We start from the raw sequence: 12,259 nt of genomic DNA, 5'->3' as shown, positions 1-12,259 counted from the left end.
TTCGGAAAGGCCCGCGTTAAGGTCCTCGCATCGACCGGGAACATAATCCTGGCGGGGAGAACGAAAGCCGTGAGGCGTCAAACAGCAACATGTGGGGTCAACCCCACCGGGTCGAGCCGCTCTCTGCGGCTCGACCCTCTTTCCCTTCCGGTCCGCTTCGATGCGCATGATCCGCGTGCCGACGGCTATACCAGGCAGGTCGAGCTTCATCGCGAACGTGTCGTGTTACGCCGTGCCGTTCGCGGCATGCAGATGGCGATCAACGTGCGTGTCAGCGACTTCACCGGCGTCGCGCTGCGCGGCAGTGACGCGGCGCAGACCCTCGTGCTGGTGCATCGCGACCCCTCACTCTCCGTTCCGCTGCTGATCAGCGCCGATGGTGACGATCTCGCCGAGGCCTGGGCGATCTGGAGCGAGCTGTTCGCGCTGCCGCAGCTCGACGAAGCTGCCCGCAAGCCGGCACCGCGTCGCCGCCGCGCCAATGCGATCCGCGATCGTCGTCCGAAATTTTTGATGCGCCGCCGCACCGCCATGGCGCGCGAGCTGCCGATTCATCGTGCGGAGCGCGAGATCATCGCGCGGACCTAGGCCGCGCGGATCACCGCGTCGGCCAGCAATCCCGCGAACAGCAAGGCCCCGGCATACTTGTTCGAATAGAACAGCCGCTTGCACAGCTCAGGATCCTCGATCCTGAGCCGCATGATCTGCGACGCCAGATGCGCGGCAAAGGCGGCAAGCCCGAGCCACGCCGGCCATCGCGCATCGCCTGACGCCAGCGCGACACCGATCAGCATCACCGCCACCCCATAGAACAGGATCAGCGCCCGATGCGTATGCGCGCCGAACAGGCGCGCGGTGGACTTGATGCCGATCAGCGCGTCGTCCTCGGCATCCTGATGCGCATAGATCGTGTCGTAGCCGATTACCCACGAAATCGCGCCGGCGTAGAGCACCAGCGCAGTGACACCGATGTGCCCGAAGGTGACGGCGAATCCCATCAGCGCGCCCCAGGAGAAGGCCAGCCCGAGCACGATCTGCGGCCACCAGGTGATGCGCTTCATGAAAGGGTAGACGGCGACGATCAGAAGCGAGGCGATGCCGGTCGCGACCGCGAAGCGGTTGAACTGCAGCAGCACCACGAGACCGATCAGCGCCTGCGCGACCATGAAGGCCAGCGCCTGCTTCGTCGTGACCTGCCCTGACGGCAGCGGCCGCGAGCGCGTGCGCTCGACCTTGTCGTCGAGGTCACGATCGGTGATGTCGTTCCAGGTGCAGCCGGCGCCGCGCATCACGAAGGCGCCGATGAAGAACAGTACGATCACGCGCGGCAGGCGGTGGACGTCATGCGCCATGCCGCTAGCGAGCGCCGCAGACCACCAGCATGGCATCAGGAGCAGCCAGGAACCGATCGGACGATCAAAGCGGGACAGCCGCAAATAGGGCCGCGCCCAGTGCGGCGCAAGCGTATCGACCCAGTTGCCGGTAGAGTCGGCAACGCGGGCGGATGCGTCACTCATCGGGTGAGAACGTTGCCGTTGAGCGTGTCGAAGGTGCTACCGCCCTTCTTGCCGGCATTGGCTTCCGGCGCAGTGCCTGAACCCAACACCTCGCTCAGCGACGGCCCGGCCGGGCCGCGCGGCTGGTTGGCCATCTGCTGCGCGACGTTGCAGACCTTCGTCTGCATCGACTCGGTATTCTTGTGACCGGTCTTCATCTGCTCGCCGACGTTCGGCGGGATTCCGCATTTGGCGGCGTGACTCTCGATGTATTTGATCATCTTGAGCTCAGCCTGGCTGAAGTTCCTGATCAACTTGCAGGCTTCGTCAGGCGGGGCGTGGCGATCGCTGGCGGCCTTGATCAGCTTGCCGCGCTTCTCGGCTTCCTCGCGGAGCGGCATGAACGCCTTCATGCAGTCCTCGCCGGGACCGGCCTGCGTCGGCGGGGCCGCACTGAAAGCGCCGGCGCCACCGATGGGGGCCGCGCCGTTGGTCGGGAACGAGGCTTGCGGCGCGCCGCCGATCGAGGCAACCGGCGCCCGGCCATTGACGGGCGGAAACGCCGGATCGCTTGCGCCCTGATTGGGCAGCGGCGCCGGGAACCCCTGGGCATAAGCTCCCGCGGCGCCCATGGCGACCATGGCGACCATGGCAGCGGTGATCGGAACCATCAAACGACGGATCATCAAGATAGTCTCTCCGGCAGGGGCTACGGGTTTCGGCGCCTGCCCAAATGAAGCGCAACCAGCGTGCTCGCGTTCTTACGATTCCTGCCGGCGCTTAACAACCCGTCGAATAGGGCAAGAGCGCGGCGTGCCGACGCACCAATCGGGCGATATTTACCCCCAATGGACCGGTTTCGGTTAAGAAACGGCGACAAATCGGACCTGAATGATGCCTTCCTACGATTTTCGCGGCCCCCGCCTGTTCGTCGACGCCCCCCTGGCTCAGGATGCCAGGGTCCCGCTCGACCGCGACCAGAGCAACTATCTCGGCAACGTGCTGCGGCTTGGCGCCGGGGCCGAAGTCCTGGCGTTCAACGGCCGCGACGGCGAATGGCAGGCCGCCATCGACGGCCGCAAGCGGCCCGACAACCTCATCATTCTCCAGCAGGTCCGGCCCCAGGACCGGCCGGCTGATCTTGCTTACGTCTTCGCCCCGCTCAAGCATGCCCGGCTCGATTATATGGTCCAGAAGGCCATCGAGATGGGCGCCGCCACGCTTCAACCGGTCCTGACCCGGTTCACCCAGGCCTCCCGGGTCAACACCGAGCGCATGCGCGCCAACGTCGTCGAGGCGGCCGAGCAATGCGGCATTTTGAGCATCGCCACGGTCAACGAGCCGGTGCCGCTCGACCGCTATCTCAGTCAGCGCCCGGCCGAACGCTTGCTGATTTTCTGCGATGAGGCGGCGGAGCTTCAAAGCCCCATTCAGAGCCTGCTGGATGCCCGCCAGACCGGCCAAGGTCTCGACGTGCTGATCGGCCCTGAAGGCGGCTTTGCCGAGGAGGAGCGTGCCCTGCTGCTGCGGCAACCGAAAATCCTGCGGCTCGCCCTGGGCCCGCGGATCATGCGCGCCGACACGGCTGCGGTCGCGGCGTTGGCATTGGTCCAGGCTGTACTGGGCGACTGGGGCGGCAGGGGCAGCTGAAAACGGATGAGTTTTTGTTGATGGACCGGCCAGGGGTCACATCTCCCCGTTGGGGAGAGGTGACCGAGCAAGCCGATCGAGCCCTTTTCCATGACGGACCAGGATTGCGATCCCTGCGTCAGCTGTGCTCGCGCAGCGATCGATTCAGGGTCTCGGAGGGCAGCTCTCCGAACGCGGCCCTGTAGCTCGCCGCAAACTCACTGAGATGCCAGAAGCCATGTGCAATCGCGCAGGCCTTCACGCTGCGTCGTCCCGGACCGACGCGCAACTGCCTACGCACCGACCAGAGTCGCAGGACCCGGCCATAGCGATGCGGGCTCATGCCGCAGATGGCCTGCGTCGCACTCTGCAGCGTGCGAACCGACACGCCCACACGCTCTGCCATTTCGGTCATCTTGAGCCAGATCGTCAGATCGTGCCGGATCAGTCTTTCCATGTCGGCGACGATCCGCAGGTAGCTCGCCGTGGTGGCATGCACGGATTTGCTGTTTACGCCGGAGCGAATGACCGCATCCATCGCGCTGAGCAGGGATTGTTCGAGCGCCGTTTGCGACGCCGGCCGGGCCAAATAGTCCGGATCGTTGGCGGCGGTTTCGAGGGTCGTGGAGATCAGGCCACGCAAAGAGGCGAGCTCGTTCGAGGCCAGGCTCAGCAAATGATAACCATCATCCAGATGGCACCAGGGCTCGCACGCGGGCGGCGTGAAGTAGACGACACCGATCAGACGACCGACCGGCTCATAGACCAGGCAGTCGGATACCCCCTTCAGAATGACGACCGAGCTGCCGATCGATTGCCCGTTGATGCGGGTCGAGGTGACGTGATCCATCGGCACCACCACGGCGGCGGCATGCGCGAGCTGATAGCCACGGATAATCCGCGGGAAGGTCTTCACCAGAGACAGGCTCAGGTTCGGAAGACTGAGCCGCGCGCGCATGATCGCCGTCGAGCCAGCAGACAAGGGCATGCTGGATGCGCCGGCATATCTCTCACTGTCGCCGAAATGATCGATGTCATACGACCGGAGCTCGAGCGCGGTGGATGGCTTGAGGCCCTGGAACGACAACGCGCACTCCGAGGCGCCCTTCTGCGCTTCATCGCAAGCAATGTTGAGAGGGCTCCGATCCATCGTCCTGCCGCTTACCTCCCCTTCCCGGTCGCTGCAGCGCGCTCGGGCGCCCGCAAATCATCCGGCCCATTGATGCCGGCGCGCTTGAGATCGCGAAGCAGTTTCGTGAGCAGCAACATGTTGGTCTTCTGTAGTTCGTGGTTGTTGCCGAACTTGAATGCGTTCTGCTCGGTCACGATCAGCCCCGCCTTGGTCTCGGCCAGAATTTTCCGTCTCTTCAGCCCCGTCACGCGACGGCGAACCGTCTCCAGCGGCAGGCTGAGGAAGCGAGAGAGCGCAGCGCGGGACACGCCCTGCTTGATCACATCCGGCTCGACCGTGTGAATGCTGGAAAATTTCTCGTCCAGCGCCGGATCGTTCATCACGTTGATGACGTTCGCATTGAGAATCGCATGAACGATCAGAAGGTCCATCGGATCGAATTCGTCGTAATTCCGGAACATCTCGCTGATCGAAAACAGCATGTAGGCCAGTGTGTGTCGCGAGACCGTCCGGATGATGTCTGAAGTATTGCGCATGAATCGGAAACCAGCATTCATCTTGTAAACGATGGCTGCAGCGGACGTATCATCCGACATACCCAAATTGAGTATGCGGCAATTTGCCAGCCACGCTCAATCTTCATCATGATCTCGTGGGCCTGCGGACGCGGGTGCATGGAGGCGAACCGCACTGAATGCTCGATCGGGCGCAGCGGCCCGCTGATGAGGCCGCATCCGACGCCACCGGAGATGCCCAAACATTTAGCGCATCGGCCACCGTTGCCAGCAGCCCATCTCGGCACAAGGTATTTTTTTACCGTACGTGAGGGGCTCCAAACTCGTTAAGCGATTGATCCTTTGGAGGTCGAAACCGTTTTCCGGCCATGCTAAGGGCTGCGCGAAATCCTGTGCCTCCCTGGCACCCCTGCCCTCGCCCGGTTCCACCGGAACCATGGACCCCAGAGATGACCGCGACTGCCACCTCGAATGCTGCCGGCTCCGCCGCCTGGGCGGATACGCTGCTGTTGTCGTTTGCGCAGGCCGGCTACGTCAGGGCCGAGCCCGCCATCCTGCAACCGGCCGAGCCGTTCCTCGACCTGTCCGGCGAGGACATCCGCAAAAGCCTCTATCTGACCACGGACCTGTCGGGCGAGGAGCTTTGCCTGCGCCCGGACCTGACGATCCCGGTGGCGCGCGACTACCTCGCCTCCAGCCGCGCCGGCCAGCCGGCCGGGTTCAGCTATCTGGGTCCCGTGTTCCGCTACCGCAGCGGCCACAGCAGTCAATTCCTCCAGGCCGGGATCGAGTCGTTCGGCCGCCAGGACAGCGCCGCCGCCGATGCCGAGACGCTGGCGCTGGCACTGGAGGCGACCGCCGCCTTCGGCGTGCGCGACGTCGAGATCCGGACCGGCGACGTCGCGCTGTTCAACGCTCTGCTCGACGCGCTCGACCTTTATCCGGTCTGGCGCCGCCGCCTGGTCAAGGACTTCAACCGCAAGATCAGCCTCGAGCAGGATCTGGAGCGGCTGGCAGCCGAGACCACCGCGACCCGCAGCGAATATGAGGGCGTGCTGGCCGCCCTCGCCGGCTCCGACCGCAAGGCGGCGCTGGCCTTCGTCACCGATTTGATGTCGATCGCCGGCACCACCAATGTCGGCGGCCGTACCACGGCCGAGATCGCCGACCGCTTCCTCGAGCAATCGACGCTGAAGGGCGGTGCGTTGCCGCGCGAGGCGATCACCGTGCTGAAGCGCTTCCTGTCGATCTCGGGGAATCCCGATGAGGCCGTCGCCGCGCTGCGCGCGCTCACCGCCGACGCCAAGCTCGACCTCGCCGGGGCGATCGACCAGCTCGAGAGCCGGGTCGGCTTCATGGCCGCGCGCGGCATCGACGTGAAGACCACGCGCTTCTCGACCGCGTTCGGGCGTGGGCTCGACTATTACACCGGCTTTGAGTTCGAGCTGCATCACCGGGGCAATGGCGCCGAGCCGCTGGTTGCCGGTGGCCGCTATGATGGACTGATGACCCAGCTCGGATCGCGGACCCCCATTCCGGCCGTCGGCTTCTCGGTCTGGGTCGATGCGCTGACCAGGATCGGCCGCAAGGTGGGAGCTTAAGTCATGAGCGCGCCATTCGTTCTGGCCGTTCCCTCCAAGGGCCGCCTGCAGGAAAACACCGAGGCCTTCTTCGCCCGCGCCGGGCTCAAGCTGTCCAAGGCCGGCGGCGCCCGCGACTATCGCGGCACCATCGCGGGCCTCGACAATGTCGAAGTCGCCTATCTCTCGGCGAGCGAGATCGCATCGCAGCTGTCCCGCGGGCTCGCGCATTTCGGCGTCACCGGCGAGGACCTGGTGCGCGAGAATATCGCCGATGCGGAGACGCGCGTCTCGCTGATCGACGGTCTCGGCTTCGGTTATGCCGACGTCGTGGTCGCGGTGCCGCAGGCGTGGATCGACGTGCGCACCATGGCGGATCTCGACGACGTCGCCACCGGTTTCCGCGAGCAGCATCACATGCGGATGCGGGTCGCGACCAAGTTCATCAACCTCACGCGCGCGTTCTTCTCGCAGCGGGGCATCGCCGATTACCGCATCGTCGAAAGCGCGGGCGCGACCGAAGGCGCGCCGGCGGCTGGCAGCGCCGAGTTGATCGTCGACATCACCACGACAGGTGCGACGCTCGCCGCCAACGGCTTGCGCGTGCTCGACGACGGCGTGATCCTGCGCAGCCAGGCCAATTTGGTCGCCTCGAAGGACGCCGACTGGTCGCCGCAGGCCCGCGAGACCGCGCGCGTCATCCTCGACCACATCGCGGCACGGGCGCGGGCCAACAAGTACCGCGAGGTCCGGACCCGCTTCCGGCAATGCGACGCGGCCCTGCTCGGCGAAGCTCACAGCCGATTCGGCGTTGTGGCTCCGTTCGGCGGACCGACATCGTCGGGAATGCTCACGCTGCACTGCCCGCCCGGGCAAATCTATGCGCTCGCGAGCTTCCTGCGCGAACATGGCGCCGAGACCGTCTCCGTGGTTTCGCTCGACTACGTGTTCGACCGGGAGAACCCGCTGTTCGCCAAGCTCGAAGCGTTCCTGCGGCAGTGAGCCCAAAGGTGTCGAGCTGCTCCGTTCAGCGTAGCGACAGCAAGCCTCAGCTATCATATGCTGTTGAGATGATCTCGAACGCCCTCTGGAACCCCGATCAATGACGCTGGGCTCTGACGTTTCCGGCCTGACCACCACCGCGGCGACTGCGGCTGCGAAAGGGCTTTCGATTGTCGTTCCCGTCTACAACGAGGCGGCCGGCCTTGCCGTCCTGCACCAGCGCATCTGCGACATCGCCAAGACCCTGCGGCAACGCTACCGCCTTGCCTGCGAGGTCGTTTATGTCGACGACGGCAGCGCGGATGCGACACTTTCGGTCGCGCGCTCGTTGCCGGCTGACGCGGTCGACGTCCAGGTCGTCTCGCTGTCGCGCAATTTCGGCAAGGAGGCGGCACTGATGGCCGGCCTCGACCATGCCCGCCTGGGCGCGGTCATGTTCATGGACGGCGACGGCCAGCATCCGCCCGATCTGGTCGAGCAGCTGGTGCGGCACTGGATCGAGGACGGCTACGACGTCGTCTATACCGCCAAGGCGCACCGCGACAACGAACCTTTCCTGCGGCGGCTCGCCGGGCGCGGCTTCTACGCGCTGATCAATTGGGGCGCCCGCCAGAAAATCCCGGAAGACGCCGGCGACTTCCGCTTGCTGTCGCCCCGCGCGGTCGCGGCCCTCAGGCAGCTGCCGGAGCGCAACCGCTTCTTCAAGGGACTGGCAAGCTGGATCGGCTTCCGTCAGATCCGCGTCGACTATGAGCCAGCAGAGCGTGTCCACGGCGTGACGACGTTCAGCGCCGCGCGCCTGCTCGGCCTGTCGATCGAGGGCGTCACGTCGTTCTCGGTCGCGCCCCTGCGCTTTGCCAGCCTGCTCGGCGTGCTGCTGGCCGGCATCGCCTTCCTGTTCGGGCTCTCGATCCTCTGGGAAGTGTTCACGACGGGCAAGCAGGTGCCCGGCTATCCCTCGCTGGTGGTCGGCCTGATGACGATCGGCGGCGTGCAGCTCATCATGATCGGCATCGTCGGCGAATATATCGGCAAGATCCTGTCCGAGCTGAAAGCGCGTCCGATCTACTTCGTCGCCGAGCACAGCGAAAAGCACTTCGAGGCCGACAAGGCCACCGACGCGCCGAACAGGACGGCGGCCGAATGAGCGCGGCTGCGGCAGCGCCGCGGCGGATCTGGCTCTGCGCCGACGATTACGGCATCAGCCCGGGCGTCAACCGCGCCATCCGCGACCTGATCGAACGCGGCCGCCTCAATGCGACCTCGGTGATGATGGTAGGTCCCGCGATCGCGCCGCACGAGGTCGAGACCCTTCAGGCCGTAGCGGAGGCAAGCCCGCGCTGCGCGATCGGTTTGCATGTGACCCTATCGGCGCCATTCCGGCCGCTCACCATGCATTTCCGTCCGCTCGACGGCGACATGTTCATGGCCTTTCCAAAGCTGCTGCGCGCCGGATTGATGCGGCGGCTCGACAGCGAATTTTTTCGCAACGAGGTGCGGGCACAGCTTGCGGCCTTTGCCGAAGCCTTCGGCCGCGCGCCCGACTTCGTCGACGGCCATCAGCATGTGCAGTTGTTTCCGCAAGTGCGTGACGGCTTTGTCGAGGCCGTCGCGGAGATCGCGCCGAAGGCATGGGTGCGCCAGGGCGGCCGGGATCTGCCGCTGGCGCAACGGCTGACGTCTCCAAAGGCGATGGTGCTCGATATCCTCAGCGCGCAATTCCGCAAGCGTGCGGGGCGCGCCGGTCTCGCATTCAATCCTGCCTTTGCGGGGGCCTACGACTTCACGCGGGCGGCTGATTTCGGCGCGCTGATGCGCCAATTCCTCGAGGGTCTTCCCGAGGGCGGCCTCGTGATGTGCCATCCGGGCTTCGTCGACGAGATCCTCACCGGTCTCGACCCGATGACGGACGTCCGGGAGCGCGAGCATGGCTATCTCGCCAGCGACGCCTTCGCGCAGCTGCTCGCGACCAGTCATGTGACATTGGGATGAAAGCGGCGAAAGCCGAGCCACGGGCCCATTTGTCGCATACCGAAATTTAATCCGGCGGCCACTGTTGGGGCCACAATGGAACCCTACATCCCGCTTGCGCTTGTTTCGCGCGAGGGAGATGACCATGACGCCGCAGGAACGCCAGCTCGTGGACGAGCTTTTCGACCGGCTTTCGAAGCTGGAAAATGCACCGCGCGATCCCGACGCGATCGCCGCGATTTCGGACGGCTTGCGCAAGGCGCCGGGCGCGGTCTATGCGCTGGTGCAGACCACGCTGCTGCAGGACGAGGCGCTCAGGCGCGCCCATAACCGCATCCAGGAGCTGGAAGCGGCCCATGCGCCGGAGCAGCCCCAGTCCGGCGGCTTCCTGGATACGATGCGCGACACGCTGTTCGGCTCGAGTCCGTCGCGCGGCTCGGTTCCGAACGTGCCGCCGCGCGAGCAGCGGCCGGTCTGGAACAGCGGCCAGGCGATGCAGCAGGCCCAGCCGGGCTACGGCCAGCCGCCCTATGGACAGGCTTACGGGCAAGGTCAGGGGTATGGACAAGGTTACGGCGCCCCGCCGGTCGGTGGTGGCGGCGGCTCGTTTCTCGGCACCGCGGCGGCAGCCGCCGCCGGCGTGGTCGGCGGCTCGCTGCTGCTCTCCAGTATTCGCGGCATGATGGGCGGCGGATCGCATCAGGCTTTTGGCGACACCACCATCATCGAGGAACGCGGCGGTGGCGGTCCCTGGGGCGGCGACCAGTCCGGCGGCTCGCTCGCGCGCGATGCCGGCCTCGATGACATCGGATCGAACCGGGATTCCCGTCAGGGCTTCCTCGACCAGGGATCGAACGATCAGGACAACAACGACCAGAATTTCGACAACAACGACGACGGCAATACGGACGTCGCCGACGACAGCGATTTCGGCGGCGGAGACGACGGCGGCAGCGATTACGCGTGAGGCTGCGCCAGCGCCAAGCAGAAACGGCCGCCGGCGAGGCGGCCGTTTTTATTGGAAGGTCAGGCGCTCACATCACCACGACCTTGGTGCCGACATTGACGCGGCCGTAGAGGTCGATGACGTCCTCGTTGCGCATGCGGATGCAGCCGGAGGAGACGTTGGTGCCGATGGTCCAGGGCTCGTTGGAGCCGTGGATGCGGTAGAGCGTCGAGCCGAGATACATCGCACGTGCGCCGAGCGGATTTTCCGGACCGCCTTCCATGTGCCTGGGCAAATCGGGGCGGCGCGCGATCATTTCCGCCGGTGGCGTCCAGTCCGGCCATTCGCGCTTGGCCGTGATCGACTTCACCCCGGTCCAGGTGAAGCCTTCGCGGCCGACGCCGATGCCATAACGCATCGCGCGGCCGTTGCCCTCGACGAGATAGAGGAACTTGTTGTTGGAATCGACGACGATCGTGCCGGCGCTTTCCTTGCCGCTATAGTCGACAACTTGCTTCTCGAACTTCGGATCGAACGGACGCTGGCGCGGATCGACCGCTTCCTGCTGGTAGCTTGCGCCCTGCTGATATGCACCCTGCATCTGCGGTTCGCCCATCGACGGCATCCGGCGCGGATCGGCATAGGCCGGCTGCTGCTGATAGATCGGCTGTTGCGGCGAATAGGCCGGACCGCGGCCGGGACCATCGCCGAACAGGAACTCGATGAAGCCGCCGCCCATGTTGGCATTGGAGGCGACGCGCATCGGCGCCGGAGCGACCTGCCGCTGGTAGAGCACTGCAGGCGGATCGTTCGGCACGCTGTTGTCGAAGGCGCTCGCGCTGGTAGCGCCGACAATGAAGGCGCATGCGCTGCCGAGCAGCGCGACAGACATTTTCTTGAACATCGACGTACTCTGTACTGTTTCGTCTCGTTGCATTCGCCGCCGAACGCGCTGGCTGTTGGCGTCCTCGACGTGGTCAATAAAGAGCAAACTCCGTTTCGTTTGGTAAACGCAGCGGCCGTTTCGATTCACCACGTCGCGAACGGCGGTGCAATTGGCGATCAGCGTTTATTTTCGATGAAGCGCAAAGCCTCATGGTTAATCGCGCGTTTGCACGCCGTCGCACGCGGCCGCACCACACTTCCGGACGTGAACCTCGTGTTAAATTGCTTCTGCCTACAAAGACGCGTGAGTGAGGTGGGGGAGTATCCTGATGGCTGTTCACCGCAAGCGTTTTCGTGTCGAGGATATCGCCGGTGGCGAGATGCCAGTTCTGGACGTAACCGACGAGTCGGGCCCGATGCATACCGAGATCATGGCAGAGCTGCGCGCGATCCGCGCACAGATGGCCCGAAGCGGTCAGCCCGCGCTGCCGCCGAGCGAAGGCGTCGTGGCGCAGGAAGTCGCGGAGACGCGCGCGTTGCTCGACACCTACCGGGCCCAGATCGAGCAATGCGAGAAGCTGAAGGTCGAGCTCGACCTCATTCATGACGCCATCGACCGCACCAAGCGCGAGATCGCGACCCTGCACGGCAAGAGCTTCGACGGCGGCGAGATGGCCAAGGTCAATGGCGAGCTCGGCGCGGTGGTCGGCGGTACCGAGCAGGCGACCCAGCAAATTCTCGAAGCGGCCGAATCGATCGACCAGGCCGCGAGCGCCATGTCCAAGGTGCAATCGGCCGACCAGCAGAAGCGGCTCGCCGACGACATCCAGGAACGCGTCATCTCGATCTTCGAAGCCTGCAACTTCCAGGACCTGACCGGCCAGCGCATCAGCAAGGTCATGAACACGATGAAGTTCATCGAGCAGCACATCAATTCGATGATGGACATCTGGGGCGGCGTCGACGCCATCAAGTCCCACGCGCCGGTGCCGGTCGACACCCGCAGCGAAGACGAAAAGCTCCTCAACGGTCCGAAGCTCGCCGGCGACGTCGGTCACGCCTCGCAGGACGACATCGACGCGCTGTTCGACTGAGCGAACGCG

13 protein-coding genes are annotated in these 12,259 nt (G+C 65.1%); 8 read left to right on the top strand and 5 right to left on the bottom strand.

Annotation, left to right across the window (positions count from 1 at the left end; translation table 11 throughout):
* Positions 1-69: 69 nt before the first annotated feature.
* Entirely contained in the window at positions 70-588 is a 519-nt protein-coding gene (locus ACVWZ4_RS16925; RefSeq protein ID WP_456699676.1) for a DUF6101 family protein, read from the top strand.
* Here the strand turns inward: ACVWZ4_RS16925 and ubiA are convergent.
* Together ubiA and ACVWZ4_RS16915 are read right to left on the bottom strand one after the other, a co-directional pair.
* Positions 585-1,517: a 4-hydroxybenzoate octaprenyltransferase gene (gene ubiA, locus ACVWZ4_RS16920; protein WP_456740784.1), complete on the bottom strand. Its 933-nt coding sequence runs from the start codon at positions 1,515-1,517 to the stop codon at positions 585-587. The two genes, ACVWZ4_RS16925 and ubiA, sit on opposite strands and share 4 nt — an antisense overlap.
* Positions 1,514-2,182 carry a hypothetical protein gene (locus ACVWZ4_RS16915; RefSeq protein WP_456742227.1) on the bottom strand — a complete coding sequence of 223 codons (669 nt, stop codon included), beginning with the start codon at positions 2,180-2,182 and terminating at the stop codon, positions 1,514-1,516. The genes ubiA and ACVWZ4_RS16915 overlap by 4 nt, the downstream gene beginning before the upstream one ends.
* Before the next feature lie 208 nt (positions 2,183-2,390).
* On the opposite strand from ACVWZ4_RS16915, the gene ACVWZ4_RS16910 reads away from it, so the two are divergent.
* Positions 2,391-3,146, top strand: a complete 756-nt coding sequence (locus tag ACVWZ4_RS16910; RefSeq protein ID WP_456742226.1) for a 16S rRNA (uracil(1498)-N(3))-methyltransferase — start codon at positions 2,391-2,393, stop codon at positions 3,144-3,146.
* 118 nt (positions 3,147-3,264) lie between these two features.
* Here ACVWZ4_RS16910 and ACVWZ4_RS16905 read toward each other — a convergent pair whose 3' ends face one another.
* Together ACVWZ4_RS16905 and ACVWZ4_RS16900 are read right to left on the bottom strand one after the other, a co-directional pair.
* Positions 3,265-4,083 carry a helix-turn-helix domain-containing protein gene (locus ACVWZ4_RS16905; RefSeq protein WP_456699680.1) on the bottom strand — a complete coding sequence of 273 codons (819 nt, stop codon included), beginning with the start codon at positions 4,081-4,083 and terminating at the stop codon, positions 3,265-3,267.
* 203 nt (positions 4,084-4,286) lie between these two features.
* Positions 4,287-4,793, bottom strand: coding sequence for a hypothetical protein (locus tag ACVWZ4_RS16900; protein WP_456737255.1), 507 nt, complete (start codon positions 4,791-4,793; stop codon positions 4,287-4,289).
* Between the two features lie 428 nt (positions 4,794-5,221).
* Between ACVWZ4_RS16900 and ACVWZ4_RS16895 the strand changes: the two genes are divergently transcribed.
* The 5 genes from ACVWZ4_RS16895 (at position 5,222) to ACVWZ4_RS16875 (ending at position 10,292) form a co-directional block, all read left to right on the top strand.
* Positions 5,222-6,373, top strand: a complete 1,152-nt coding sequence (locus ACVWZ4_RS16895) for an ATP phosphoribosyltransferase regulatory subunit (protein WP_456699682.1) — start codon at positions 5,222-5,224, stop codon at positions 6,371-6,373.
* A gap of 3 nt (positions 6,374-6,376) precedes the next feature.
* Complete coding sequence (hisG, locus tag ACVWZ4_RS16890; RefSeq protein ID WP_456737254.1) at positions 6,377-7,354, top strand: ATP phosphoribosyltransferase; 978 nt, start codon at positions 6,377-6,379, stop codon at positions 7,352-7,354.
* A 100-nt stretch (positions 7,355-7,454) separates the two neighbouring features.
* A complete protein-coding gene (locus tag ACVWZ4_RS16885; protein WP_456699684.1) occupies positions 7,455-8,501 on the top strand; it encodes a glycosyltransferase family 2 protein in 1,047 nt (348 codons plus the stop codon).
* Positions 8,498-9,346 (top strand): ChbG/HpnK family deacetylase, encoded by an 849-nt coding sequence (locus tag ACVWZ4_RS16880; protein WP_456763369.1) that lies wholly within the window; start codon positions 8,498-8,500, stop codon positions 9,344-9,346. The genes ACVWZ4_RS16885 and ACVWZ4_RS16880 overlap by 4 nt, the downstream gene beginning before the upstream one ends.
* 124 nt (positions 9,347-9,470) lie before the next feature.
* Positions 9,471-10,292, top strand: a complete 822-nt coding sequence (locus ACVWZ4_RS16875) for a DUF2076 domain-containing protein (protein WP_456699686.1) — start codon at positions 9,471-9,473, stop codon at positions 10,290-10,292.
* A 67-nt stretch (positions 10,293-10,359) separates the two neighbouring features.
* On the opposite strand, the gene ACVWZ4_RS16870 is transcribed toward ACVWZ4_RS16875, so the two are convergent.
* Positions 10,360-11,175, bottom strand: a complete 816-nt coding sequence (locus ACVWZ4_RS16870) for a L,D-transpeptidase (RefSeq protein WP_456740782.1) — start codon at positions 11,173-11,175, stop codon at positions 10,360-10,362.
* A 310-nt stretch (positions 11,176-11,485) separates the two neighbouring features.
* Here ACVWZ4_RS16870 and ACVWZ4_RS16865 point away from each other — a divergent pair, with 310 nt between their 5' ends.
* Positions 11,486-12,250, top strand: coding sequence for a protein phosphatase CheZ (locus tag ACVWZ4_RS16865; RefSeq protein ID WP_456699688.1), 765 nt, complete (start codon positions 11,486-11,488; stop codon positions 12,248-12,250).
* Positions 12,251-12,259: the final 9 nt, after the last annotated feature.

Source organism: Bradyrhizobium sp. USDA 4472 (assembly GCF_054058595.1).
Note: the sequence above shows the minus strand (reverse complement) of the source record. Positions and strands in the feature narration are given on the sequence as shown.